Here is a 26,703-nt window from a genome sequence, read left to right as displayed (position 1 = left end):
GGCGGAATTCCGCCTGGCAGCAAATAAGCAGCAGATGAGGATAACGATTGTATGAGATTATTGAAAGGTAAAGATAAGGACGTAAAGAACATTCTTTTACGGGAAAAGGAAGACAGGAGACTGCTTTCCAATGTGCCTGACAAAACCAGGACCCGTACCAATACGGACAGGCGGGGCAATGGCTATGTCAATGAGACTACCCAGAATGTAAATGACTTTATTGAGAATAAACAGGCGGGAATCCGGTATCAGGTTAACTATGAGGTGGAAATCACCTGTATAAAAAATAAGAAAAAGTCAAAAATTATCTGCCGGGGCATTGATATTTCTATGACAGGGATTCTCTTACGGCTGGAGGATAAAGCTATTTTAACGGCAATACAGGAAGCGGACAGCCTCCTGATCAAGTTTGAAATCCTTCCGGGTACCATGCCGGAAGGAATGGAAATGAAGGTTAAAATGCCGGCTAAAATAGCCAGGGTACAGGAGTTTGAAGACGGTATTTACTGCGGTATGGAGTTCCATGAGGGCCTGTCGGTCTATTCCGGAAAGAAAAAGAACCGATACATCCTGATGATATCAAGCTTTCTGATGTTTGTTATTGTTGCTTTCATTGCCTTGATGAGGGCGGAAAGCATCATCTATTTTAAATTTAATAAATGGCTTTATCTATACAGTATTGTAACGGCTGCCTTTCTGCTGAGTAAATATTTTTTCGGATTTATGTACCGGGAAGTTCCAGTTGATGTGAATTACACTCCCGGGGTAAGTATATTGATACCCTGCTTTAATGAAGAGGAATGGATTCAAAAGACCATATTAAGCTGTATCAACCAGGATTACCCCATTGATAAGCTGGAGGTAATCGTAATAGATGACTGTTCCTCGGACAGGTCCGTAGAAAAAATAAAAGAAATCATAGAGAAGCTGAAGCAGGAAGACGGAAAATTTGAAATCAGCAGCCGTATAAAGTATATTGTACAGGAAAAGAATTCCGGTAAAAGAGAGGCTCTTGCCAAAGGAGCCATGGAGGCCAAGCATGATTTGATAGTTTTTGTAGATTCGGACAGCTTTTTAAATCCCTTTGCCCTCCGGTATCTGGTGGCGCCTTTTAAAGACCCTAAAATAGGAGGGGTGGCAGGGAGAACGGATGTAGCTAATACCTATACCAACATTCTGACGAAGATGCAATCGGTACGTTATTACATAGCTTTTCGTATCATGAAGGCATCCGAAAGCTATTTTGATACGGTTACCTGTTTATCCGGCCCCCTTGCCTGCTACCGGAAGGAAATTGTCCTAAAGCATAAGGAGGAATGGCTGAACCAAAGATTTCTGAGGCAAAAAGCCACCTTCGGTGATGACAGGGCCATGACGAACATTGTTTTAAAGGAATACCGGACGGTCTATCAGGATTCGGCAATCTGTTCTACCATAGTGCCAAATCAGTATAAGGTTTTTTTAAAGCAGCAGATGCGCTGGAAACGTTCCTGGCTCAGGGAATCCCTGCTTGCCGGCAAGTTTATGTGGAAAAAGGAGCCCTTTGCAGCCTTGACCTTTTATATCGGCCTGCTGGTGCCCATTCTGGCTCCCATCGTCGTTACCTATAACTTATTTTATGTCCCTCTTGTTCACCGGGTATTTCCCAAAACCTTTATAGTCGGTATTCTGCTAATGGCTTTTCTCATGAGCGTGGCACAGTTGTTCTTACGAAAGAGTACCACCTGGCTGTTCGGTATGGTATTCTGTCTGTTCTATGAAGCAGTCCTGCTGTGGCAGATGCCGGTTGCATGGTTTACTTTTTGGAAATCCACCTGGGGAACACGAATGACCCCAAGTGACGTAAAGGAACAGAAAAAGAAAGAGGAAAGAAGACAGAGGCGGTTAAGCGGAGGATAATGAAACGTGTGCAGTACTGCAAAGTTGAATAAATGGTGGTGAATTTGATATGAAGAAAAAACGCCTTGACAAGGATAAGAGGAAAATAATCAGAAGCATACTGGAAGCAGTACTGTTAATTATTTTAGCGGTGGTGGTAATAAGGGCTTTATTTACCATGAAAAGCTACCAGCCCTATAAGGAATCAAAGGTGGAGCTTGGAAGCAATCAGGAGGACGGGTTTATAGCTGTTTCCTATATTGCGGTGGACCGTGAGGGAACCTCCAGCATGATAAGCGTAAGCAGGCTTGAGGAACAGTTAAAGGCCCTGTATGATAACGGCTATGTAACGATTACCCAGCAGGATGTACTGGACTATTATCAAAAGGGGAAAGCCTTACCCAGGAAGGCCCTGTTTCTGATGTTTGAAGACGGGCGCAGGGATACGGCCATCTTTGCCCAGAAGATAATGGAAAAGTATAATTTTAAAGGGACCATGCTAAGCTATGGAGATAAATTCGGCAGCAGGGATTTTAAATTCCTTACACCGAAGGATTTGCTGAACCTGGATGACAGCAGCTTTTGGGAGCTTGGCACCAACGGATACCGGCTTTCCTATATTAATGTCTTTGACCGCTATAACAACTATCTGGGGGAACTGAACTCTTTGGAATATGTAAAGGTAAGAAAATACCTGGGGCGGAATTACAACCAGTATCTTATGGATTTTATCCGGGATGCCTATGGTATACCGAAAGAAAGCTATGAGGAAATGAAGGAGCGTATCAGCGGTGATTACCGCCTGGTGGATACAATCTATACCAAGAAGCTGAAAAATGTGCCGGAGGTCTATGTACTGATGCATTCCAACACAGGCAGCTTTGCTAACAACGATAAAGTAAGTGAAATAAATGAGGAATGGATAAAGAAGCTTTTTGCCATGAACTTTAACCGGGAAGGTTACTCCTATAATACAACGGAGAGCAGTCTTTATGATCTTACAAGAATGCAGCCCCAGCCGTACTGGTACCCCAATCATCTGCTTATGCGGATAAAGGACGATACAAAAGCAGAGCTACAATTTGTCAATGGGGAGGAAAAAAGGAGGAAGAACTGGGAGACGGTAAAGGGAGCTGCTGAATTTAAGGCCTCCGATATTATCCTGACCTCCGAGTCCCAGGGCAACGGTCTGCTTCGTCTAAAGGATAGCAAGGATTATAAGAATCTGAATATTTCCGTAACCTTAACAGGAAATAAGCTGGGCTCCCAGGCAGTTTACTTAAGAGCGGATGAAAAGCTTAGCAGATATACCGCTGTCAGGCTGCAGAATAATTATCTCCTTGTAGAGGAAAACGGTAAAAACCTTCTGAAGCTCAATCTGGATGAATTTGACGGCAAGTCGGTTCAATCCCTTGAGGAAAACGAACAGGAAGCACTAAAAGAGGAATACAAGGTATATAAGGATGGAAGCAGTGCCTTTGGGACCAAGACAAGTATGGAGGAGCAGAAAAATCCGGATAACAAAGAGGCAAAGAGTGTCCGCCAAGGAGCAGAGCCTTATCTTCCGGATATCCAGATTAATGAAGCCGGAAACAGGAAGGTCGATATCATATTGGAAGGAAACAGCCTTACGGTTAAGATAGACGGCAGAACAGCAGCAGAAAAGATAGCAGTCGGAAACACGCAGCCGGGATATGTTTACCTGGAATCAGCCTGGGGGGAATATGGCTACAGCCAGCGCAATATTGCGGATGATGTTTACGACGGTGTATTCCATGAGCTTGTAATCTGGAATAATGAGAAACAGAATACAGCATTATACGATAACCGTTTAAAGGGTATGGATAAAACACAATATGAGATTAAAAATAAATGGAATCACCTTATAAATTGGTTTATTAAAGCGCTCTGATGTGTTAAAATAGTTCAAAGATCGGATATTCAGGAAAGAGGATGGAATGAAAAAGAAACTGCTTCCTATTGCACTTATAATGATAGCAGTACTTATGACAGCCTGCAGTACCAGGGATAGCAAGGAACAAAAGGATAAGGGGCAAAATCCGGTAAGCTCCGGGGAAAATACCGGCCCTGCGGATGATAATTCTGACGCAGCCTCTAAAGGACAGAAGGAGAGGGAGATATCCGGGTGGATTGTTTATTGGGATTCGGATATTTTGACCGAACTTTCTGACAGGGGTAAAAATATCGGAACACTGTGTTATTTCGCTTCCTATTTTAAGGAGGATCATTCACTTTTTCTTCCGGAGGAAGTGAAAGATACTTATAGCAAGGTGAAGCAGAAATACGGCAAGGAACGGTTTAAAAGCTATCTGACCTTTGTCAATGACATCAGAATGAATGACGGTACCTCAAAGCTGAAGGATACGGAGCTTTTGTATCAGCTGCTGGAGACAAAAAACAGCAGGGACAAGCATATTGCAGATATTCTATCCATGGCAGGGGAGGACAGCTATGACGGCATCGAAATCGATTATGAAGCGATCCGTGAGGATAAGACGCTCTGGCATTATTTTACCCAATTTGCAGAGGAGCTGTATCAGCAGGCATCAAAAAAAGGTCTGAAGGTAAGAATACTCCTTGAGCCCAATGCACCGGTGGATGAGGCAGCCTTTCCCAAAGGACCGGAATATGTTATAATGTGCTATAATTTATTTGGCTACGGGACCCAGCCGGGACCTAAGGCGGACAAGCCCTTTTTAGAAGAGATGGTACAGAAGATGAAGGGCTTTCATAATGTGAATTTTGCCTTAGCAACAGGAGGCTTTGACTTTGAGGAGGGCGGAGCTGTCAAACAGCTGACGGAAGAGGAAGCCATTTTAATAAAAAAGGATTATGGCGCAGAAACACAGAGGGATGACGGAAGCCGATGTGTTGTATTTTCCTATACTGATAAGGCGGGAAAAAACCATGAGGTGTGGTATGCGGATAAAGCTACTATCGATTATTGGTTACAGCTACTTGAGAATAATGGGGAATATAAGGTATCCCTTTGGCGGTTGGGCGGAAATGTGACAGTGGAACCCTGAATATAAACAGAAAAAGAAAATTAGAAAGATAAGGGTGCCACATGCGGAATCTTTCACTCATTTTATAGTTGTGGCTGTATCGCAGATAAGCCTGCGATATCCCAAGAGGATAAATAGGATGAAACAAATTGACATGCGCAGCATGGCTGATAAATTAATAAACCGGGAGACCATTGTCTATGTCATTGCCGGAGGCATGACGACGGCAGTTAATATGGCCACCTATTATGTGCTATGCTACTGGGCCATGATGAATCATCTCATTGCCAATATTATAGCCTGGGTGATTGCTGTAACCTTTGCCTATTTTATAAATGCAGGCTGGGTATTTCGGGATAAGAGAACTGCAGTAAAGGAAGAGCTGTACAAGATGATGAAATTTTTCCTTGCAAGGCTTTTTTCCCTTGGAGTGGAGGAAGGCGGCTTATTTCTTTTTGTTAGTCTCCTTATGTGGAACAACATGGCTGTAAAGGCAGGACTGGCTGTAATCGTTATTATAATTAATTATGTTTTCAGTAAGTTTTATATCTTTAACAGTACAAAAAAAACGACTGAGTGATAGGAATCGAAAAAGGCGGTTGAACAACCGCCTTACTTTTTTTATATTCTGGTAGACCAGCTGGAGCAATCCCATACCTTGGTTGCAAAGTCTTCGTAAAATTCAGGTTCATGGCAGATAAGAAGAATACTACCGCCATATTCCATAAGAGCACGTTTTAATTCATCCTTGGCATCGGCATCCAGATGGTTGGTAGGCTCATCCAGTAATAAAATATTGGTTTCCCTGTTAATCAGCTTGCATAAGCGTACTTTGGCCTGCTCACCGCCGCTTAAGACCCTTACCTGGCTTTCGATGTGCTTTGTGGTAAGGCCGCATTTTGCCAGGGCAGAACGTACCTCATACTGGGAATAGGAGGGGAATTCACGCCATATTTCTTCAATACAGGTATTGTTCTTGGCGCCGCTCATTTCCTGCTCAAAATATCCCTTAAACAGGTAATCGCCTAAAGCGACCTTGCCCTCAATAGGAGGAATAAGGCCGATGATGCTCTTAAGCAAGGTGGTCTTGCCGATACCATTGGCTCCCTTTAATACGATTTTGTCCCCGCGTTCCATGGTAAGTGTCAGTGGCTTAGACAGAGGCTCGTCATAACCAATTACAAGATGCTCTGTCTGAAAAATGAATCTTCCCGAGGCTCTTGCTTCTTTGAAGTAAAATTCTGGCTTGGGCTTTTCCCTGGCAAGTTCAATGACCTCCATTTTATCCAGCTTCTTTTGCCTGGACATCGCCATATTTCTGGTGGAAACCCTTGCCTTGTTTCTGGCAACAAAGTCCTGCAGCTCGTTTATTTCCTGCTGCTGTCTTTTGTAGGCACTTTCTAACTGGGCTTTCTTTACCTCATAAACCTCTGTAAATTTATCATAATCTCCCACATAGCGTGTCAGATCTGCATTTTCCATATGATAGATAATATTTATTACACTATTCAGGAAAGGGATATCGTGGGAGATAAGGATAAAGGCATTGTCATAGTCAATCAGATAGCGTTTCAGCCATTCGATATGCACCGTATCCAGGTAATTGGTAGGCTCATCCAACAATAGAATGTCCGGCTTTTCTAATAACAGCTTTCCCAGAAGTACCTTGGTACGCTGTCCGCCGCTAAGCTCTGTCACATCCAGATCAAGGCCAAGGGCATCAAGACCTAAGGCGTGACTGATTTCATCCACCTTTGTATCTATAATATAAAAATTATTATTATCAAGAGCTTCCTGTATGGTACCAAACTCCTCCATAATACCCATAAGGGTATCGGGATCTGCATCAGCCATTTGATTGCATAAATCATTCATTTTCTTCTCCAGTTCAAAGAGATAGGAAAAAGCAGATTTTAAGACCTCCCTGATAGTCATTCCTTTCTCCAAAACGGAGTGCTGATCAAGATATCCCACCCTGACATTCTTGGCCCATTGTATGGTTCCTTCATCCGGCATCAGTTTTCCGGTGACAACGTTCATGAAAGTGGATTTACCCTCTCCGTTGGCACCTACCAATCCGATATGTTCCCCCTTTAAAAGGCGGAAAGATACGTTATTAAAAATAGCTCTGTCACCAAAGCCATGGGTGAGATTTTCTACATTTAAAATACTCATAAGTACTCCTTGCAAATTTCTTTCTGATTTCTTAAAAGGCACTTAATAAATTATACATATTTTTTTAATATTTTCAAGTGAAATGTAAAGGGTAATCAGAAAGAAAATTGTAAAAATTCGCTTAAAAAGGCACTTTTCGTGAGAAGTGAACCGTCAGCAGAATTTAATTTTATGGAATTCTTTTCATTTTTGTGAATATCTGCTACAATAATAGCTGCATAAGCTGAAAAAATTTACATAGAATTTACGCTATGAAAGCATGTTATTGTTATAATGGCTTTACTTTGCAGGCTTAAATTTAACAATCAGAAAAGCCTTACAGGGAAAATAATAACAGGAAGACAGAATGGCTTCCAGGAGGTAATAGATTTGATAACCTATAGTGAAATTAAGAAGATCCCCCAGATAAAAACATATATACAAAAGGCAGATGAGGCTCTGGGTGCTTTAGGCTATACCGAGCACAGCTTTGCCCATGTAGGTCTGGTGGCAGAAAAAGTGAAGTATATACTTACGACCATGGGATATCCCCAAAGAACCGTAGAGCTGGCGCAGATAGCTGCTTATATGCATGATATCGGCAATGTGATAAACCGTGTGGACCATGCCCAGAGCGGGGCAGTTATGGCATTTCGTATTTTGGACAGACAGGGCGTGGATGCTGAGGACATTGCAGTGATTATATCCGCAATCGGAAATCATGATGAAAGCACTGCCTTTCCGGTAAATGAAGTGGCGGCAGCACTTATACTGGCAGATAAATCAGATGTTCGTTACACCAGGGTGAGAAACCGTGATCTGCCCAGCTTTGATATCCATGACAGAGTGAATTATGCAGTAAAAAAGGCCGAGACTGTTATAAATGAAGAAAAAAACAAGATAACCTTAAATCTTACCATTGATACAGAGTTTTCTTCCGTAATGGACTATTTTGAAATATTCCTGGAGCGTATGGTTTTATGTAAAAAAGCCGCCCAGAAGCTGAATTTAAGATTCCAGCTTGTTATAAATGAGCAAAAGGTGTTATAAGTGAAAAGCAGCCGTAGGGAAAGCAGGGGCAGAAGTAATGTTGGTGTTCTTTTGGCATTGTTACAGAGGCTCATAGAGTTTTTCTGACGTACTAACCAACTGTCCATTCAGTATGGCCCGCAAAGGTGCATTCTCTCTTTGAAGCTCCTGCCAGTGAGATGCACAAATTTGTCTATATACGGGAAGCACAGGTCTTTGAAAGGCAAGATACCGATGCCATTCTTCGGGAGCCACTTCACCCCAGCCACTTTTCTGCACGATATTTCCGTTTTCTTCAGCTTCCCATTCCGGGAGCTTGACAATAGAAACCTGTCCGCCGACCTTCCACTGATTCAACTGCTCCAGGAACCAATAAAATCCACACATTTCATCAGGCTGATTGCTGTACCAGATTCGAAAGGATTCTCCTGTTGCTGCACGTTCCTGAACCGTTTTCAAATCTTTATTTACCCTTTTAAGTATTTCCTGAGCCGCCTGACATCCCTCGTCACTCGGATAAACACTGTATAAGTGCTCCAACGTCTGCTTCCGCTTGATACCGGGCTGCTTCTCCGAAATATCTCCTATGCTCAGCGCCAAATTAAATCCATAGATGTCTGCCGGATTTCCACCCAAGGGAGTAGCGCGCTCCCACGCCAAGCGTGCCTTTTCCTCTGCTTCTCGCCTGGCAGCTTCGACTTCCTCTTTGGTTGGTTTGCTTCCATCTGCGTGACTCACGATAACGCCAATACTCCCACCTTGATATTTCCCCTCACCATAGTGCATTGCCATTTTAAGGCTTCCGCAAGCACTATCGCTGAATACGATCTCAATCATAATAATTATTCTCCAAGTCTCAGATTTACCTATCCATAAGATTATATAAAAACCTTTGGTCAACAACTGCTCGATTGATTCCAGTTTGCTATCGTACTTAATTTTACCATATAAACCCATGCATTACAATTTTACTTCCGTTTCTTTGCAAAGAGTATTTTGATATCAATATGAATTTATTTGGTGAAAAATAATGTTATAAAAAAGAAGGATATAAGGGGAAAGCTTACTCCAGAATAGAATCAGGGAATAACTGAAAATAAATGGAGAATTTTATCTGGTAGCTATTGACAAATTTTACTAATATTGGGTATAATGGGACAGGACTAAAGTCCTAGAGCAAGGTAGAGATTATGATGTTGGCATATAACTGAATTGTTCATATTAAAACGTCGACATTAAACTGAATTGTATATTTTAAAATATTGATGTTAAACTGAATTCCGCCTGAATTCAGTTTAAAAATTACTCACACAAGTAAATAAATTACAAATAATGCATAATATTTTCACGAATGCTTTAAGCGGAAAGAACTCTTAATAAATTGTACATAGAATATCTGCTGCCTTGCATGACTTATGGTATTGAAGAATGTAAAAAATAAATACGAATTTATAAAGGTGGAAAAGGATTTGTTGAATACAATGACACAGGTTATAGGGAGAAAAAAGAAGCGGTTGGGAGACCTTCTGGTGGACGCGGGAGTTCTTACGGAACGACAGCTTTCAGAAGCACTGATAAAACAAAAAGAGAAGCAGCAAAAACTGGGTATGACTCTAATAGACATGGGAATTACCACGGAAGAGCAGATTGCCAATGCTCTTCGGCGGCAGATGAATCTGGAGATGGTCACCCTTTCAGAAATTATTATTCCGGAGGAGATTATCGCACTGGTGGATGAATCGGTATTGCGAAAATATTCTCTGATTCCCTTTGCCTTCAGCAAAAGCAATCCGGGCATCTTACGGGTCGCTATGGCGGACCCTCTGGACATTATTGCTGTTGATGATATCTCCATCGTTACAAATTATCAGGTTGAACCGGTAATAACCACCCATAAGGATATTGCAGCAGCGATTGACCGTTATTATGGCAATGCAGAGGCTATGAAAGTGGCAGAGAGATATACCAGAGAACGCCAGGAACAGTACGCCTCCAAAGAAAAAGACGAGAATGTGCAAAGCGATGAAGTGAACAATGCGCCCATCGTACAGCTGGTAACGAAGATTATTGAACAGGCTGTTAGGCAGAGAGCCAGTGATATACATATAGAAGCATTGAGCAAGCAGGTAAGAATACGCTACCGGGTCGACGGCGTTTTAAAGGAAGTTATGTGCTATGAGGCAGAATTATTGCCGGCCATCATAGCAAGAATTAAAATAATCGGCGGAATGGATATTTCGGAGAAAAGAAAACCCCAGGACGGGCGTATTACCCACATTGTGGACCGAAGGGAATACGATATCCGTGTTTCCGTCCTTCCGACAGTATTTGGCGAAAAGGCTGTTATGCGTCTGGCCTCAAAAGAGGGGCTGACAAAGGATAAGAGAGAATTGGGCTTTTCGGATGAAGAGCGAAAGAGATTTGAAAGGATATTTGAAAATCCCCATGGAATGATTTTAGTTACCGGGCCGACGGGAAGCGGTAAATCAACAACTCTGTATACAGCTCTTAGCGGGCTGAATGTGGAAGGGGTCAATATTGTCACAGTGGAGGACCCGGTAGAGGCAAATATCAACGGCGTAAACCAGGTTCAGGTCAACCCCAAGGCAGAGCTGACCTTTGCGGCTGCCTTACGTTCCATACTAAGGCAGGATCCGGATATCATCATGATTGGAGAAATCCGTGACAGCGAGACCGCAGAAATTGCAGTAAAGGCTTCCATAACCGGACACTTGGTGGTCAGTACCCTGCATACCAACAGTGCAGCCAGTACTATAACCCGGCTTGTGGACATGGGGGTAGAGCCTTATCTGATTGCCGATTCCACCGTAGGGGTCATTGCACAGCGCCTGGTAAGAAGACTTTGTCCGAAATGCAAGATACGACGGCCTGCCACACCCCTGGAGAGGGATTTGCTTGGAATCCCCCGTGATAAGGAGCAGCTGATTTTTGAGGCAAATCCGGAAGGCTGCAATCATTGCAATCATACCGGATTTTATGGGCGTATTGGTGTATATGAGATTATGCCTGTTTCACAGGAATTAAAGGAAGCCATCAGCAGAAGGGCAGGTGCGGAAGAGATTAAGCAGATTGCCTTGAGAGAAGGGATGCATACTCTGCGGATGAGTGCTACCAAATATGTTCTGGATGGAACTACGGACATAGAAGAAATGAAGAAGGTATCTTTTGAATAATAATCAGAAGCCCGGCAGGGACATGCAGGTAAGCCATAAGAGTTAGGGTAGGGTACAGAAGGATGATTACAATAAAAGAGCTGCTGACCATAGCAAAGGAAAAAGGGGCATCGGATTTACATATAACAGTCGGAATCGCACCGAAGGTAAGGATTAACGGAGAATTGACCGACCTGGATTTTAATAAACTGTTACCGGAGGATACGGCGGCATTGGTGCTGTCCGTTCTGGCGGAGCATTTTCAAAATGTTCTCGGAGAAAAGGGGGAGGTGGATTTCTCCTACTCCATCCCGGGACTGGGCCGGTACCGTGTTAACGTATTTAAACAAAGAGGTTCTTATGCAATGGTTATGCGTCTGGTTGGAACGGTAATTCCTCAGGCAAATGAATTGGGAGTACCGGAATCTGTTATAGAGCTTACCAGGAAGAAAAGGGGTCTGGTATTGGTTACCGGGCCGACAGGAAGTGGTAAATCCACCACCCTGGCATCCCTGATTGATATTATTAACCAAACCTACAATACCCATGTTATTACACTGGAAGACCCTATTGAATACCTTCACAATCATAAGAAGGCGGTTGTAAACCAAAGAGAAATCGGACTGGATACCAATTCCTATGCCAATGCCCTGAGGGCGGCTCTGAGAGAAGACCCGGATGTGATATTAGTGGGAGAAATGAGGGACCTGGATACCATAGCAACAGCCATTACGGCAACGGAAACCGGTCACCTTGTCCTGTCCACCCTTCATACCATCGGTGCAGCCTCAACCATTGACCGTGTGATTGACGTCTTTCCACCCCACCAACAGCAGCAGATACGCATACAGCTGGCTTCCGTTCTGGAGTCAGTCATTTCCCAGCAGCTGATTCCGACTGCTGACGGTAAGGGTAGAGTAGCAGCTTATGAGGTCATGCATGCAACACCTGCAATCAGGAATCTAATCCGGGAGGCAAAGACCCACCAGATTCCATCCATTATTCAGACCAGCAAAAAAAACGGAATGCAGACCATGGATGATGCTATTTATGACTTGTATTTAAAGGGGAAGATTAGTGCGGACAAAGCAATACACTTTGCCCAGGAGCCTGCCGCCCTGGACAGAAAATTATTCTGATGGCAGAGGGGAGGGATTGAATTGGCGAGTTTTAGCTATGTAATCATAGATCAGAGAGGCAAAGAAAAACGGGGAGCCATAGAGGGGGACAGTGAAGAAAAGGTGAAATCTGCTTTAAAGGCAGAGGGATTGATACCGCTGTCCGTAAAGGAACAGAGTCTCTTAACAAGGGATTTGAACCTCGATATCGGCGGAAGGGTAAAACCAAGGGATTTAAGTGTATTCTGCAGACAGTTTGCCAGTGTTCTGTCGGCAGGTGTCACCATAATCAGTGCACTGCAAATGCTTGGTGACCAGACGGAAAAGAAGCGCATGAAAACTGCAATCCGGGAAATACAAGCCTCCGTGGAAAAAGGAGAGACCCTGGCTAATTCAATGGGAAGGCAGCCAAAGATATTTCCACCCCTGCTGGTAAATATGGTAGAAGCAGGGGAAGCTTCCGGCAGCCTTGAAATTACCTTTGAGCGTATGGCCCTTCATTTTGAAAAGGATTCCAAACTAAAGGGACTGATAAAACAGGCTATGATTTACCCTATGGTTATCTGCATTGTTGCAATTGGGGCAATCAGTATTATGATGACGGTAGTAGTGCCGAATTTCATTGCCATGTTTGAGGATATGGATACCCAGTTACCTGCAATTACCCAGTTTGTGGTCCGTATAAGCAGCTTTATGGTCAGGAAATGGTGGCTGCTGGCCATTCTCATTGCATTGGCAGCAGGAGGAATTATGGCTTTAAGGAAAAATCCGTCCAGCGCAGAAGTTTTGGGAAAGCTTGCCTTAAGGACTCCACTGTTTGGCAGCCTCATTATCAAATCCTCTTCTTCCGGTCTGGCAAGAACCCTTAGTACCATGATAACGGCAGGAATTCCCTTAATTGACGCGCTGCAGATTACTGCCAGAACCATGGATAATATCATTGTTAAGAAATGTCTGATGAATGCCAGCGAGGAGGTGGCCCGAGGGGTTCCGCTGTCAAAGCCTCTGGAGTATTCTAAAATTTTTCCTCCTATGGTCTACCATATGATAAGCATCGGAGAAGAAACTGGCAATATGGAGAGTATGCTGGACCGTGTGGCAGATTATTATGACGAGGAAGTGGAAGCTGCCACAAAGGCGCTGACAACAATATTGGAGCCGCTGATTATTGTAATAATGGCTCTGGTTGTGGGGGTAATTATTATGGCAATCATGTCACCGATGATGAGCTTGTACAGCAGCATAGATAAAGCATAGGGGAGAATTTGTTTAAATGTGGCTGTTGCCAATAACGCCATTTTTAATAAATATTTTATTGAAGGAGAAAGCAGATATGGAAAAGGTAAACAGGATGATTCCGGTTCAGGAAACAGAAGAAAAGGAGAAGAATAAGGGATTTTCATTGGTGGAGTTAATTGTTGTAATTGCAATTATGGCAATTCTGGTAGGGATAGTTGGAACGCAGGTATTGCCGTATATGGAAAAATCCAGAAAAGCAAAAGACATGCAGGTTGTAAGTGCGGTGTGTACTGCAGCAGTGACTGCATTTTCAGAACATGCCGGTGAATTAGGTGATGCAGCAATTACATATACATATTCAAATGCTAATGACCCAGCAGAAACAGCAGTAGGAAGTATTACCTCAGAACTTAAAACCTTACTTGGCGTTGCTGATGGGACGAAACTGTTTCCCGGATATTTTGGAGGGTCTACAGCTACCAAACTTGATTCCAAAGTTGGAAAAACAGCAGATGCCGTAGAGATTAAGTATGATACAGCTACAGGAGTTGTATCGGTTCAGTTGAAAAGTGGAGGAAATGACATTCTTGACCCTGTTAAATCAAAATAATAATTAATTATTCTGAAAGGACCCAATCATACCATGAACGTATTCCTATACATAATCATCTTTATATACGGTATCCTGATTGGCAGCTTTTTAAATGTCTGCATCTATCGGATACCCGGAAATGAGAATATCGTTACCACCCGTTCCCACTGTATGAGCTGCGGGTATCAGTTGAAATGGTATGATTTGGTTCCTTTCTTCAGTTATATTTTTCTCGGCGGCAGGTGCAGAAAATGTAAGACACACCTGTCCCTGCAGTATCCCCTGGTAGAACTTTTGAATGGGCTGCTCTATTGCATTATTTTCCTGGTAAATGGGTTTAACCCAATCAGTGTAATCTATTGCCTTATGACCTCTGCCTTGCTGGTATTGAGTGTAATTGACTTTCGGACCTTTGAGATACCCTTTGGCATTAATCTCTTTATAGGTATCCTGGGCTTACTCCGCGTGGGCTTGGATGGGGCAAACTGGACTGATTACCTTTGGGGCTTTGGCTCTGTCAGTGCTTTTTTGCTGCTGTTGTTTTTTCTAACAAAGGGCAGGGGAATCGGCGGTGGAGATATTAAATTAATGGCGGCGGCAGGCCTGGTCCTGGGGTGGAAGCTGAATTTGCTGGCATTTTTTTGGGGCTGTTTACTGGGCTCCATTCTGCACTTCACCCGGATGAAGATTAGCCATGCAGATAGTTTACTGGCATTTGGGCCTTATCTGGCGATGGGGATATTTACAAGTATGCTCTTTGGTGAAACTTTTATTGAGTGGTATCTTCATATTTGTATGTTAAAGTAGTGTCTTATTTTTTTATTGCAGTGTGTAGAAATGTGAAATTGCGTTAGATTCTATGTACTGCTATAAAAAGATAAATGATTATGTAACAAAAAGGGAGAAGGGTAAATGGCCAAAAGAGTATTAAGTATTGACATTGGAGTAATTCATACAAGGGTCTGCGAAATAGATTACGGTAAGAAGACGCCCCATCTATATAAATGTATTACATTCCCTACGCCGGAAAATGCCATTGAGGACGGTTACATCAGAGATAAGCAGGCTTTGGCGGCAGTTCTGCGAAAAGAGCTGGAGGCAGCTGCTATGAAGCTGACCGATGTGGTATTTACGATATCCTCCGGCAGAATTGCCAACCGTGAAGTAATTATTCCCCTGGTAAAGGAACGGTTAATCCAGCCTGTTGTGGAGGCAGGAGCGCAGGAATATTTTCCGGTGGATTTATCAGAGTATATTATCTCCTATAGTATTCTGGAGCGAATCAATACGAAAGAAACCAGAAGATTTAAATTATTATTGCTGGCAGCACCCAATAATCTGATTAAGAACTATTACAGCTTTGCAGAGGTGATGCATTTTACCATCCTTGCCATAGATTATACCGGTAACAGCAGTTTTCAATTATTAAAGAGGCAGGCGGATGAAAGCATCCGCTGTATTATTCAAATCAATGAGCAGAGCACGCTGCTGCATGTAATTGATCATGGTACCCTTTTACTCCAAAGGACAATACCCTATGGCACCAATACTGTTATAGAAGCCGTTTTGGAAAGTAAATCCGCCGGGCAGGAAAAGGAAGAGGAAAGTATCGAAGAGTTATATAAAAATAAGCCTGACAATTTACAAGCTGATTCATTTCTGGAAGCGGCTGTGACTGTTGAAGGGCTGGCTGGACAGAATCCTGACAGTCCCTTTGAAAATGGGGAAGTGATTACAGATGCACTGCAGTATTTAATAAGTAATGTAATCAGAGTATTGGATTATTATAATTCCAAATTTCCTGAAAAAAGGATAGAAAAAATCCATATCACAGGCCAGGGTAGTAAATTAAAAGGGATTTCACCATTGTTCCAACGTGAGACCGGTTATGAAGTCCAGATACTGGACCGGTTCCTGGCGGTTATCTTTCATAAAGGCATGAATCGGGAGGATATCGACCAAAGAGCCTATATGTCCGCAATCGGTGCGGTGTTAAAACCCATTGGTTTTGTATCCAAGGATATGAAGGAAAAAGAAGCAAAAAAGAGCAATCTTGGCATTTTACTGCTGACAGTGATTGCATCCCTTCTTATTTCAGTTGTATTAATAACTGTTTCCGCCATAAGTCTGCAGAGTTCAAAAGCGGAAAAGAGGGAGCTGGAAGCACAGATAAAGACGCTGACTCCTGTTGAAGGGGTATTTACAGAATATTCGTCAGCTCTGAAGGATTACAAGAGCATTGCAGACCTGTACTCGCTGACAGTCTCAAAAAATGAGCAGTTAAATAAACTGATAGCTGAACTGGAAGAGAAACTGCCTTCCTCTGCGGTGGTGTCTGCAATGGCAGTTACCGAAACCGGACTTAGTATGAATATCACGACAAACAATAAGATAAGTGCAGCAAAGCTGTATCTGCAGTTGAGCCATATTGACGGACTATGTGATATTTCCATTGCATCCATAGCGGAATCGGAAGATGATAATGGGATAAAAATGGTCACCTTTGCTGTGAACTGCCAATACAGCAGTGAGGCAGAAGCAGCAAAGGCACCGTAAGCAGGGGGATTAACATGAAATTAGAGTTAAAACTAACACAAAGAGATAAAAAGCTTCTGCTTGTAGCGGCATCCCTTGTACTATTTGCGGTTTCCTATTTTCTTATTTACCAAAGGAATGTAAATGCAGCACAGGAAATGAAGGTTTCCAATGAGGTGTTAAAATCAAAGGTTCAGGAACTGACACTTATGCAGGCTCAGAAGGGGGATAAGAAGGAGGAAACCGAAAGACTCCGCAGGAAAACGGAGGATATGGAAGCCAGGTTTCCTGTTAATTTAAGCACTGCAGATATTATTTTAATACTGGATGACATGGAAGCTGAAGCGGGAATGCAGATATCTTCCGCTGCTTTTACTGAACACCAGATTTTTTATACAGGTACTGCTTCCGGTGACGGGGCGGCATTAAGTTCACAAAGAACAGATACAGATATAACAGCAAATACAGCAGCCAGTACTTCTGCAGGTACGACAGCAAATACTACGGCAGGTACAGCAGCGGATACAACGGCAAATACAACAACGGATAAAACAGCAAATACAAAAACAGGTACAACAACGGGCACAACGGCAAATAAAACAGCAGATACAACGGTAAATGCATCAGCTGGTACAACAGCGGATACAACAATCCATGTCAATAGGGCGGATTCAGAGAATGCCGCTGTGAGCAATAAATTTACCGGTATGAAGTCGACGGTATCCATTTCTTTTAAAACAACCTATGAAGGCTTAAAAAAGACTATTGATTTTGTCCATGAAAGTTCCCGCAGGATGACCATTGGAGAACTGAATACTACCTATGACACAGCCACAGGTAATCTGACAGGAAGCATGACAATTAATATGTACATGCTAACCGGCTCCGGTGTTGAAAAGACCTATGAACCCCCTGCTATGGATGACATTAAGACGGGGCGGGACAATATTTTCGGAACGCTGAAATAGTATGCTATTGACATAGGTGGAAGCCAAAGGCGGAAAGGGGGACGTTCAGTTGAAGCAATGGAACAGGAAGAAAAAGAATCAGGGATTTTCATTGGTAGAACTCCTTGCCAGCATTGTGATACTTGCCATTATAACAGTTCCCCTTCTTAGCTATTTTGTATCCGCCTCCGTGTATAATGCCAGGGCAAAAGCAGTACAGGATGCGGTAGCACTGTCTCAGAGTATCATAGAAAGGTGTAAGGATAAATCTCTTGAGGACATTGCCAGGAGCTTTCATTCGGAGAATGGAGAGTTTTTATCAAAATTTGACCTGGTACCCGTAGATATGCTGGGAAGGGACCAAAGCCGCATAAAGGAAGTGGATGCAAGTGGCGCTGCGCTAGCAGGAACCGGGAGCTACGATATGGTGAGTGGTACTTTTAAGAATTCCGATAATGGTCTGCTGTATTATGCTATCAGGAATATTCAGGATGACGGCAAGGCTTATGATGCCCTCATTACCCTCGATACTAACATCCTTTCCGGTAAAACCTACTATGATACGAATGTAAATAAGCCACTGTACCAGATTAAGGCAATACAGGCTCCCCAGAATATCATAGGAGTGGAGACCACACAGGATGCCCGGGCTGTGATTTTGATGAGTGATCTAAACAGAAATTATTGTGAGGAGGAAAATGCTGCTCATGCCGGGGACAGCGGCTGGAGCTACAAGATTCCGGTTAACGGAGCGGCGATTCAGACTGCCTTATGCAGGGATATTTATATTAAGATAGAGCCCTATGAGGTCAGACCTTCTGAATACAGCACCAGTCAGGCAAAGGTGAAGCTTTACTATAAATACTACTCTCCGGGGATAGAGGGGTGCCCCCAGGCCCCGGACAGTGCCCTGGAGGCGGAGCCCCCTTTATATCAGGAAACGGTCTCCCTGGAGGATATGAAAAATGTCTATGTGTTCTTTCAAAGGAAGAAAGGAGTGGAGCAGATTGTACTGGATATTGATCCGGCAGTTGGAGTGTTTTTCAGGAGAAATATCAATCTTTACCTGCTGTGCCAGGCGGAAGATGCATCAAGCAATCTTGCTGCGGCCTTTGATGCCAGTATTAACCCCGTCGGTACCTCCTATTTGAAAGTGGATAAGGTATACTCCAATGCCGGTAAAGTTTCCAAAAACAACGACGGCAGCGATGTTAAAGAGGGAAGCGGTTATATTTCAAGTAAAGCCGCCCTTCGGATGATGGACGTTAAAGTTGATATCTACAAGGCAGGAGAACTTCTGGAGCCTGATTTTTTGTATGCATCCATTCGTTCGGCCAAGGGAGAATAGCCCCTTTAGGAAACAATAAGCTGCCAGATAACAGAGAGGAGCCGGTTATGGAAATACGGAGGAAAAATAACAGAGGTTCGGCATTATTACTTGTTATTATTGCAGTCTGCTTTATTGCAATACTGGGTTCACTGATTCTGTCCCTTACTATGACAAATATTCAAATGAAGCATATTGATTACCAGGCAAAGGAAAATTTCTATGAAACAGAAGCCGTGCTGGAGGAATTACATGCCGGACTGGAAGAGCTTTCATCGGACTGCCTGTATCAGGCCTATAATTATATCCTGCTTCATTATTCGGACATTACACAGGACACGAACAGTTCCGTAAAGAGTGAATTCGACAGTCATTATATCAGCCAGCTGGTAACGGCCCTATGCGGACAAGCCTATGCTCCGGCCTCGGTTACAGCCTATTATTATAAGCCGGAGGTGCTGAAGGGCTTCCTTAATTCCTCCAGAAACCCGGATGACACAATCCTCTATGGAAATACCGAGACTTCTACAAACACATTGAAGATTAAGCTGGATATTTCGGACCCGGACAAGGTGAATTCTGTTACCTTGCAGAAGGTTAAGATAAGCTTTGAAAACAGTAAGGGCTATGAAACCCGAATTACGACGGATATCTGTTTGACGGCTCCTAATCTGAACTTTAGTTCCGCCAGCATCTATCCGGAATTTACTAAGTATGCCCTGATAGCAGACCGGCAATTGCTGGTGGATGGCGGAACAGGAATCAGTATCGACGGGAATTTGTATGCGGGAGCCGAAGGAGTGAAGGTAAGTGCTGCCAATGTTACCATGCCGAATCCAAATGACCCCGCCGGATATAATCTGAAAATCAACGGAGATACCCTGATTACCAGAGGAAATCTCATAGTGGATCATTTTGCAAAGCTGTTCATCGGAGACAGGGCTGCCGGAAAAAGGATGAATGTATGGGCGGAGAATATTGCCACCACCGGTAATGAAGGGAGCGCCCAAAGGGCATATCTCAATATTTACGGTAATTGTAAGGTGGCAGACGATCTTATGCTTGGTGCGGAAAATAGTGATGTAACAATAGGAGGCAGCTACTATGGCTACAATTACAATAAGACCAATCAGAAAGTGGATGACAGTGAAATTCACAGCCTCGTAAACTCTAATTACAGCAGTGCCATTTTAATAAACGGACGCAGCTCTTCCCTGGACATGTCCGGGCTGGCAAGCCTTACCGTTGCCGGAAGGGCATTTGTCTCCAGAAGAAACCAGGCGGGAGCCACCGTGGCAGATGATATTATGACAGGGGAATCCATTTCCGTAAAAAGTGACCAGCTGGCTTATCTGGTTCCCGATGAGTACCTCTGGTGGGGACATAACCCGGTCATGGGATCAGAACTTGGCAAGCTGCCGGAAGGGCAAAAGGCAGTGCTCGTTCCTGCCGGAGCATTAGCGGATTTGCTGACGAACAGGCAGTACGTGGAATACCATTATCTTATGGGAGGTACCGTCCCCATGGTCTATTACTACCTGGAATTCAAGGACCAGGCTGCTGCCAACAAGTATTTCAGGGAATATTATCATAATTCGGAGAATAAAGAAAAGCTTGATGTTAATTCCGGAAGTTACTTATATGGAAATGGCATCAAATTAAGCGGAGCTCTCCTTCTGGCTGCCAATGGCCTTGTGACCGGAGAGGACGGAAAGCTGGCATTAGCAGGAGGAGTCCTATCCGACCCAGATTCTCCTGACCCTTCCTTATTAAGTGACGCAATCCGGACAGCCAGGGAGTATAAATCCAGACAGCTGTGCCTGGTGGCTGCTTCTTCCGGAGGAAATACAGGAGATTTCAGACTGGATAAAACCACCAGCCCCTTATTTAAGGCTATTATCAGCCAGGAGGGCAGCCAGTCCGTTATCGAGAAGGAAACATCGGAGGATAGTACGGCGTTGTCCAATGGATTTGTGAAGGACAACGGCAGTTACTATAAGAAGATACCGATTGATATGGGCGGAGACGGCTTTGCGGAGTATTCTGTTTATATAATCCGTAATGAAAGGGGTATTACCACCGACGATATCATAAGAGCTGCTGCCAGTGAGCTTAGTAATGGAATTATCATTACGACCGGTGATTTAACGGTAAAAGCGAATTATAAAGGAATGATCATATCCGGCGGAAGGATTCTTCTGTCAAACAGCGGGGTTCAAATCACATCCGCTCCGGAAATGGTCCAGAGCATCCTTTCTTACGCCCTTGAAAAGGAGAAGACGGAAGCTTCAGCCGGAGGATGGCATGGTATGGCCACCCGGCAATTTACCCATTACTTTACCGATTATGCCGGTAACGGCTATGGCAGCGGTAAAAATATTGATGAGATAAAGATAGCAGAATATATTACCTATGAAAACTGGAAGAAGAATGAAAGATGAGTACCATATCCAATGGGAGGGAGTGGGGCAATGAAAGACAGCCGGGGTATCACATTAGTGGAACTTATTATTGTAATAGCAATCCTTTCCCTGGCCGCGGCAATGAGCTTTGGCGGCTTACGCTATATCAAATATGGAAATGCAAAACAATGTGCTTATGAGCTGAATGCTGCTCTGGACAGAATCCGGCTGGAGAATATGAGCAGGGCAGAAAAGACTTATTTGTATATATACCGGTATGGGGATTCCTATTACATGACAGAAAGTACCTCCGAGCCAACGGCAGCACTCCTTGGAGATTCCGGTGTTCTGCTCGGTAACAGGCAGCTTGGAATTTCCTGGAAGACAAGTACAGAGCCGGCATCCGAGCAGGAAGTAGAAGATTTCCCTTCCGGAAGGTATATGAAAGTCAGTTTTGAAAAAAGTACAGGAGAATTAAGCGGCAATGGAACAGATTATTATAAATACATACTTATAAAGGACCGGGATGGAACAGTCCGCTATACCATCCGGTTAATCCAGGCATCCGGGAAGCATTTTGTAAAGTAAGGGTGCAGTCTTACAGGAAAACAGGCAGGTGGCAGTCTTATGAAAAAGTGTAACAACCGGGGGATTTCTCTTATCGAGCTGATAATAGGCATGGCAATTACTTCTATCATAATTGCCGCAATAATTTTATTTATGTCGGCCGGAAGCCGGGGCTATCAGGCAGCTCAATGTGAAATATCCCTCCAGACGGAAGCGCAGACAACCATGAACCGGATACGGGACTGTGTACTGGAGGGTAATAACATACGGTATGACAGCACAAATGCTGTGCTTACCATTTATCATAGTAGCGGGAATGGGGCTGCTGCAGCGGATACAATGGAAATCATATGGTTTAACGGCAGTGACCATAACCTGTATCTGTATCGGACCACAGCCGGGGAGAAGAATTCTGTGCTGGCGGATATAAGCCGCGGAAGCGTTACAGAAGACAATCTGATGGGGGAATATGTGAAAGACTTTTGGATATTACCGGAGGATGGCTTTACCTATGACGGGACTGGAGCTTCCGGCACAACTCTTACGGTTGGCCTGCAGCTGGAATATAAGGGCAGAGAATATAAGCTGGAGGAAGACATGAAGTTACGGAACCGAATCGTCAATATTCCCTGAACCGGCAGGATTCCTGCTCTTAAGCAATAAAAGTGCAATGGAGGTAAAGCTATGAAAAGAAGGACATTCAGGAAAAGAAAACAACTGTTCCTTGCTGTACTGACCTTCCTGGTAATCGGTTGTGTTCTCGCGGGGATTCATGAGCTGGTTTCTGCGGAAACTGCAAAGACCGGAGAAACTATTTTACCGCCTGCCAAGGATGGAGTAAGTGAGCTTGGGACCGGGCAGAATCCTTTGTTTATCTTAGAAATAGTTCCAAATAAAAGCTTTTCTGAAATCGGATATTGGATTCCCGGATGCGAGCCGGTGGATATGGATAAGCTGTCCCTTGACGAGCTGGCATCTACATACCAATCTAGACAGTTTTCAGATTGCAGCTTTATTACGGAAAAAAAATATGAATTTGAACTTTCCCCGGAGGAATTGGCTTCCGGTGCAGGTCAGTGGAAATTCTTTGATAATATAAGAGGTTACTTTCAGAAGGTATCCGACGGAAGCGGAACGATTAAGCAGGAAAAGAAGGGGACAGAGTATATCTATACCTATGTTGGAGAGGGGAAGGGCCAGTATATCTGGGTGCCGGGGTATGATTACAATGCTCCGACGGATCACACTGCCGATAAGGTCTGGTTCAGTGTAAAGCAGTATTCCAGAAGAAGGATGCTGTATGTCCATAAAAATACATTCTTAAAGGAAGCGGTGAGAGTTCCGGAAAGCAGAATCAGCGGCTATAAAACCGTAGTAATAACCGTCGATCCGGCAGATTTGGCTAATTCGGCAAACCTTGAATTAATCCGGAAGGCGGATATTATTTATATCAATGGAAAAAGCCATGACAGCGGAATGGTCAGTATATGGAATAAATTTAATAAAGAGGGTGAGACCCTGGACAACCCTCCCGCCAATTACAAAGGAGAGAATGACCTGACCTGGGATGCAGTAATGGCTATCTTTAACAGGATGGTATCCCAAAACAGAGCTTCCATTATATTGGATATAACCTCTGTTTATCTTTCGGGGCCTTCAGATAACAATGTCCATAAGCTCTGTATCATGCTGCTTCAGATGGGACCTGCTAATTTTAACCGCCTTCTGGTGGCTACGGGTAAAATAAAAACAACAACGGTAAACGGCAGAGTTACGGGTTATTACGCCGGAAAGGGCGGAAATGAGAAAATAACCCAGTGGGATCAGAATACCTTTCCGGATAACGGGGAAAAGACAAAGTACGGTGACCTGGTATTAAAGAATCCTTATATGACGGCAAGTAATATCACTGTCGGCGAGGGCGTTTATACCTATAATGGAGATATGAGCTTACTGGAGAATCTTAGTGAAAAGAATATCCGTGAGATTGGGGTAACGAAAGAGGCCTTTGACTTTTACGAATACTGGGATAAGTATGAAAAAGAAAATGCCGACCCTGACAGTGCCAGGAGGACGTCTCTTACCCCGGCAGAAGCTATCTTTTTCCTGCTGCACCAGAAATTTGACTGGGCGGATAAGAAGGAATTAAACATATTGGAGCTGGAGCCTTATGACAGCTTTATTTACGGCTCCTCCGGCTGGGAGAGCAGATACCGAAAATTCTTTCCGTCTTTTATGGGGGAAACAGAGGATATTCATGTTACTACCATGACCACCTATGATTATATCGGTAAGATGGAAGACATCAATTCCAGATATGATATGATTCTTCTTGGCTTAAATACCGGATACAAGGACATAACAAAGTACAACGATACCAATTTAAAGGGTAAGATTTATCTGTCCTTGGGAGACAGGGTAAATACAGACAACAGTATCCGCTATTCCGGCAATGATCTGACAAAGAGAAAATTGGAGCAGCTGAAAAATTTTATGCAGTCCGGTAAACCGGTTATGCTTGCCAGCGGTTTTTATACGGATGGAACTCGGAGCAAAGTATCGGAATATGTGGACAAGGCTACCTATGTATATGACCTTGCCGATGTTGTGAAGCAGCCGGGAATTACGGTAAATACAGAACAGGAACAGACAGATTACCGGGCCATGTATAAGGAAAGGGTCTTTTACGAGGATAATTTTAACAGCTACATTCTGGAAAGAAAATTATCGGACAATTCCTGCAGTCTGGAATTTGCCGATAAAAATGATGCTTCTGTGTATCCGGTGCCCTATAGCTATACGACCAAAGGAGACGGCAGTATATCCGCGGTACAGTACAACAGCAGCAATACGTTAAAATTCAAATTTAAAATAAAGGGCACGGCAGCTAATTATGCTGTAAAGCTGTATATAGACAATAATGGTGACGGAAAGTATAACGGCTCCCTGGATACACCTACCGATGCCAAACCAGAGGTTATCAGCAGCCTGGCTGTCAAGGACGAAGGCAACAGGAGTGTCAGCGTAAACTCCTTAAAACCGAATACCTGGTATACCCTTACCAGGCATCTGGATGCTTCCTATCAGGGAATTATTCCCTGGAAGCTGGAGGTAAATGCAGCCGCTAATGATTCCATACGGGCCAGTGAGATTAACTATACGGTCATTAAGCAAACCAGTGAAGCAAATAAGGTAAAGCTGAAGGTATTGCAGGTGGTTATTGATGCAGGCACCGGAGATCAGCCGACCAACCTCAATATGGAGACTGACTCAAGGTTCCGGAAATACTTGAATTCTGTTGCGGAGTACAAGGTCAATATAACCTTTATGAGTAACTCCACCTTTCTGAGATTATACCGGAACTGTACCGGGGAGGCTCAGCCGGGAAAATATGATTTCCTGAAGGATTATGATATGCTGATTCTGGGCTTCCGGGATTGCTGCAGCTATACCCATAATAAATATGCAAACCAGAATATACAGGACTTCATAAAACAGGGAAGGAGCGTTATTTTCAGCCATGATGTTATCTGGGATAAGGATGCGGGGCAAGAGCGCCTGTATAACGATGTACTCAGAAAGATCATGTCCCAGGACCGCTTTCATTTTACAACAGGAGTCCGTGAGAGCAGTCAGCCGGTCTATTACGATGATTCGGCCAATAAACTGGTATTAAATCCCATAAAAATATACGACAACGGAGCAAATTTAACCGGCGGAACGGATAAATACTGGAAATTCTACACGGATAACAGTAATAAGCTGTATTGGAGGAGCGGTAATGACTTTTATTATGACAGGAATAAAGCTGCAGGGAACAAAAACTGGGGGAATCTTTCCTTTATGGAAACTACCAGGATATCCGTTGCCAATAGGGGGCAGATTACCCAGTACCCCTTTAAAATCAATGATACCATATCGATTTCTGCTACCCATACCCAGTATTACCAGCTGGATTTGGAAGAGGATGACATGGTAGTCTGGTATAATCTGTCGGATAACAGAAGCAAATTAAACGGAGGAAATAATGACGGCTTTTATTCCTCCCGGGAAAATGATTCACGGAATAATTACTATATTTATAATAAAGGAAATATAACCTATACCGGTTTGGGACATACGGTTAATCTGACCGATGATGAAATTAAATTATTTATCAACACCATGATAAGTTCCTACCGTGCCGGAACAGCAAAACCAAAGCTTGTGGTTACCAATGAGGATGTCTATACGGTGGATGCAGGTGAGCAGTATCTATTTATAAATTCGGACACGGATACCATTACAACGACGGATACCAGCCAGGTAAAAACGGTTAAATTCCGGGTGGAAGAAGAAAGTGTGGTCAATACCAGTGACAGAGAATATTATGTTTCCTATTATGCATTCCTGCCAGATCCGTCTGACAGCACGAAAACAATCCGTACAGAGCTGAACCCACAGGCCGACAGCAGTTCTTCCGGTGTCCTTCCTACAAGGAATAAGGATACCAATGGTATCTGTACGGTTATAGCGGGAAAGGGTACGAAATTGAATTCGGACAATGAATTTGCCATTGATGTCCCGTTAAAATATTTTAATGGGGAAGGAAAGCTGCTCCTTGAATTGGAGTTGACCTCTTTGGGGAAAAATGAAGATAATAATCTGATTGTGCAAAACAGTGTTACAAAATTGACCTTGATTACAAAACCATATTTTGATTTGGATTAGTTGATT

The 26,703-nt window shown here is 43.5% G+C and carries 19 protein-coding genes; 17 read left to right on the top strand and 2 right to left on the bottom strand.

Features of this window, described 5'->3' with window-relative positions:
* The first annotated feature begins 51 nt into the window (after positions 1 to 51).
* From BUB77_RS02835 to BUB77_RS02820, 4 genes are all read left to right on the top strand, one after another.
* Positions 52 to 1,899 carry a glycosyltransferase gene (locus tag BUB77_RS02835; RefSeq protein ID WP_073272689.1) on the top strand — a complete coding sequence of 616 codons (1,848 nt, stop codon included), beginning with the start codon at positions 52 to 54 and terminating at the stop codon, positions 1,897 to 1,899.
* A gap of 49 nt (positions 1,900 to 1,948) precedes the next feature.
* The gene (locus tag BUB77_RS02830) at positions 1,949 to 3,790 is read left to right on the top strand and encodes a polysaccharide deacetylase family protein (RefSeq protein WP_073272687.1); all 1,842 of its coding nucleotides are present in this window, start codon (positions 1,949 to 1,951) and stop codon (positions 3,788 to 3,790) included.
* Between the two features lie 46 nt (positions 3,791 to 3,836).
* Positions 3,837 to 4,925, top strand: coding sequence for a glycoside hydrolase family 18 protein (locus tag BUB77_RS02825; protein WP_073272685.1), 1,089 nt, complete (start codon positions 3,837 to 3,839; stop codon positions 4,923 to 4,925).
* Positions 4,926 to 5,043: 118 nt separating this feature from the next.
* The gene (locus BUB77_RS02820) at positions 5,044 to 5,484 is read left to right on the top strand and encodes a GtrA family protein (protein WP_073272683.1); all 441 of its coding nucleotides are present in this window, start codon (positions 5,044 to 5,046) and stop codon (positions 5,482 to 5,484) included.
* 41 nt (positions 5,485 to 5,525) lie between these two features.
* On the opposite strand, the gene BUB77_RS02815 is transcribed toward BUB77_RS02820, so the two are convergent.
* A complete protein-coding gene (locus BUB77_RS02815) occupies positions 5,526 to 7,079 on the bottom strand; it encodes an ABC-F family ATP-binding cassette domain-containing protein (RefSeq protein ID WP_073272681.1) in 1,554 nt (517 codons plus the stop codon).
* A gap of 363 nt (positions 7,080 to 7,442) precedes the next feature.
* Between BUB77_RS02815 and BUB77_RS02810 the strand changes: the two genes are divergently transcribed.
* Positions 7,443 to 8,108 (top strand): HD domain-containing protein, encoded by a 666-nt coding sequence (locus tag BUB77_RS02810; RefSeq protein WP_334293038.1) that lies wholly within the window; start codon positions 7,443 to 7,445, stop codon positions 8,106 to 8,108.
* A gap of 60 nt (positions 8,109 to 8,168) precedes the next feature.
* Here BUB77_RS02810 and BUB77_RS02805 read toward each other — a convergent pair whose 3' ends face one another.
* Positions 8,169 to 8,924, bottom strand: coding sequence for a DUF1835 domain-containing protein (locus BUB77_RS02805; RefSeq protein ID WP_242962343.1), 756 nt, complete (start codon positions 8,922 to 8,924; stop codon positions 8,169 to 8,171).
* 644 nt (positions 8,925 to 9,568) lie between these two features.
* Between BUB77_RS02805 and BUB77_RS02800 the strand changes: the two genes are divergently transcribed.
* From BUB77_RS02800 to BUB77_RS02745, 12 genes are all read left to right on the top strand, one after another.
* Positions 9,569 to 11,281 carry a GspE/PulE family protein gene (locus tag BUB77_RS02800; RefSeq protein WP_073272984.1) on the top strand — a complete coding sequence of 571 codons (1,713 nt, stop codon included), beginning with the start codon at positions 9,569 to 9,571 and terminating at the stop codon, positions 11,279 to 11,281.
* A 62-nt stretch (positions 11,282 to 11,343) separates the two neighbouring features.
* The gene (locus BUB77_RS02795; RefSeq protein WP_073272680.1) at positions 11,344 to 12,399 is read left to right on the top strand and encodes a type IV pilus twitching motility protein PilT; all 1,056 of its coding nucleotides are present in this window, start codon (positions 11,344 to 11,346) and stop codon (positions 12,397 to 12,399) included.
* 21 nt (positions 12,400 to 12,420) lie between these two features.
* Positions 12,421 to 13,635: a type II secretion system F family protein gene (locus BUB77_RS02790; protein WP_073272678.1), complete on the top strand. Its 1,215-nt coding sequence runs from the start codon at positions 12,421 to 12,423 to the stop codon at positions 13,633 to 13,635.
* Between the two features lie 16 nt (positions 13,636 to 13,651).
* A complete protein-coding gene (locus BUB77_RS02785) occupies positions 13,652 to 14,227 on the top strand; it encodes a type II secretion system protein (protein ID WP_073272676.1) in 576 nt (191 codons plus the stop codon).
* A 33-nt stretch (positions 14,228 to 14,260) separates the two neighbouring features.
* On the top strand, positions 14,261 to 15,016 hold the full coding sequence (locus tag BUB77_RS02780) for a prepilin peptidase (RefSeq protein WP_073272674.1): 756 nt from the start codon (positions 14,261 to 14,263) through the stop codon (positions 15,014 to 15,016).
* A 105-nt stretch (positions 15,017 to 15,121) separates the two neighbouring features.
* Positions 15,122 to 16,765: a pilus assembly protein PilM gene (gene pilM / locus BUB77_RS02775; protein WP_073272672.1), complete on the top strand. Its 1,644-nt coding sequence runs from the start codon at positions 15,122 to 15,124 to the stop codon at positions 16,763 to 16,765.
* 14 nt (positions 16,766 to 16,779) lie between these two features.
* A complete protein-coding gene (locus BUB77_RS02770) occupies positions 16,780 to 17,712 on the top strand; it encodes a hypothetical protein (protein WP_073272670.1) in 933 nt (310 codons plus the stop codon).
* 49 nt (positions 17,713 to 17,761) lie between these two features.
* Positions 17,762 to 19,039 (top strand): type IV pilus modification PilV family protein, encoded by a 1,278-nt coding sequence (locus BUB77_RS02765; RefSeq protein WP_073272669.1) that lies wholly within the window; start codon positions 17,762 to 17,764, stop codon positions 19,037 to 19,039.
* A gap of 47 nt (positions 19,040 to 19,086) precedes the next feature.
* Entirely contained in the window at positions 19,087 to 21,459 is a 2,373-nt protein-coding gene (locus BUB77_RS02760; protein ID WP_073272667.1) for a hypothetical protein, read from the top strand.
* A 30-nt stretch (positions 21,460 to 21,489) separates the two neighbouring features.
* Complete coding sequence (locus BUB77_RS02755) at positions 21,490 to 22,008, top strand: type II secretion system protein (RefSeq protein WP_170866562.1); 519 nt, start codon at positions 21,490 to 21,492, stop codon at positions 22,006 to 22,008.
* A gap of 39 nt (positions 22,009 to 22,047) precedes the next feature.
* Positions 22,048 to 22,620 (top strand): prepilin-type N-terminal cleavage/methylation domain-containing protein, encoded by a 573-nt coding sequence (locus BUB77_RS02750; protein WP_073272663.1) that lies wholly within the window; start codon positions 22,048 to 22,050, stop codon positions 22,618 to 22,620.
* A 51-nt stretch (positions 22,621 to 22,671) separates the two neighbouring features.
* Complete coding sequence (locus BUB77_RS02745; protein ID WP_073272661.1) at positions 22,672 to 26,697, top strand: DUF5057 domain-containing protein; 4,026 nt, start codon at positions 22,672 to 22,674, stop codon at positions 26,695 to 26,697.
* Positions 26,698 to 26,703 lie beyond the last annotated feature (6 nt).

Origin of the sequence: Anaerocolumna jejuensis DSM 15929, from assembly GCF_900142215.1 — a bacterium.
Taxonomy (GTDB): Bacteria; Bacillota; Clostridia; order Lachnospirales; family Lachnospiraceae; genus Anaerocolumna; species Anaerocolumna jejuensis.
The sequence above is the reverse complement of the archived record's forward strand: the minus strand, read 5'-3'. Positions and strand labels throughout refer to the sequence as shown.

What these genes read in the sequence shown, in the direction of transcription:
- BUB77_RS02805 (WP_242962343.1), bottom strand. Translation starts at nt 8,924, where the DNA reads ATGATTGAGATCGTATTCAGCGATAGTGCTTGCGGAAGCCTTAAAATG.
- BUB77_RS02770 (WP_073272670.1), top strand. Translation starts at nt 16,780, where the DNA reads ATGAAATTAGAGTTAAAACTAACACAAAGAGATAAAAAGCTTCTGCTT.
- BUB77_RS02800 (WP_073272984.1), top strand. Translation starts at nt 9,569, where the DNA reads ATGACACAGGTTATAGGGAGAAAAAAGAAGCGGTTGGGAGACCTTCTG.
- BUB77_RS02815 (WP_073272681.1), bottom strand. Translation starts at nt 7,079, where the DNA reads ATGAGTATTTTAAATGTAGAAAATCTCACCCATGGCTTTGGTGACAGA.
- BUB77_RS02760 (WP_073272667.1), top strand. Translation starts at nt 19,087, where the DNA reads ATGGAAATACGGAGGAAAAATAACAGAGGTTCGGCATTATTACTTGTT.
- BUB77_RS02785 (WP_073272676.1), top strand. Translation starts at nt 13,652, where the DNA reads ATGTGGCTGTTGCCAATAACGCCATTTTTAATAAATATTTTATTGAAG.
- BUB77_RS02820 (WP_073272683.1), top strand. Translation starts at nt 5,044, where the DNA reads ATGAAACAAATTGACATGCGCAGCATGGCTGATAAATTAATAAACCGG.
- BUB77_RS02835 (WP_073272689.1), top strand. Translation starts at nt 52, where the DNA reads ATGAGATTATTGAAAGGTAAAGATAAGGACGTAAAGAACATTCTTTTA.
- BUB77_RS02830 (WP_073272687.1), top strand. Translation starts at nt 1,949, where the DNA reads ATGAAGAAAAAACGCCTTGACAAGGATAAGAGGAAAATAATCAGAAGC.
- BUB77_RS02780 (WP_073272674.1), top strand. Translation starts at nt 14,261, where the DNA reads ATGAACGTATTCCTATACATAATCATCTTTATATACGGTATCCTGATT.
- BUB77_RS02825 (WP_073272685.1), top strand. Translation starts at nt 3,837, where the DNA reads ATGAAAAAGAAACTGCTTCCTATTGCACTTATAATGATAGCAGTACTT.
- BUB77_RS02745 (WP_073272661.1), top strand. Translation starts at nt 22,672, where the DNA reads ATGAAAAGAAGGACATTCAGGAAAAGAAAACAACTGTTCCTTGCTGTA.
- BUB77_RS02750 (WP_073272663.1), top strand. Translation starts at nt 22,048, where the DNA reads ATGAAAAAGTGTAACAACCGGGGGATTTCTCTTATCGAGCTGATAATA.
- BUB77_RS02795 (WP_073272680.1), top strand. Translation starts at nt 11,344, where the DNA reads ATGATTACAATAAAAGAGCTGCTGACCATAGCAAAGGAAAAAGGGGCA.
- pilM (WP_073272672.1), top strand. Translation starts at nt 15,122, where the DNA reads ATGGCCAAAAGAGTATTAAGTATTGACATTGGAGTAATTCATACAAGG.
- BUB77_RS02755 (WP_170866562.1), top strand. Translation starts at nt 21,490, where the DNA reads ATGAAAGACAGCCGGGGTATCACATTAGTGGAACTTATTATTGTAATA.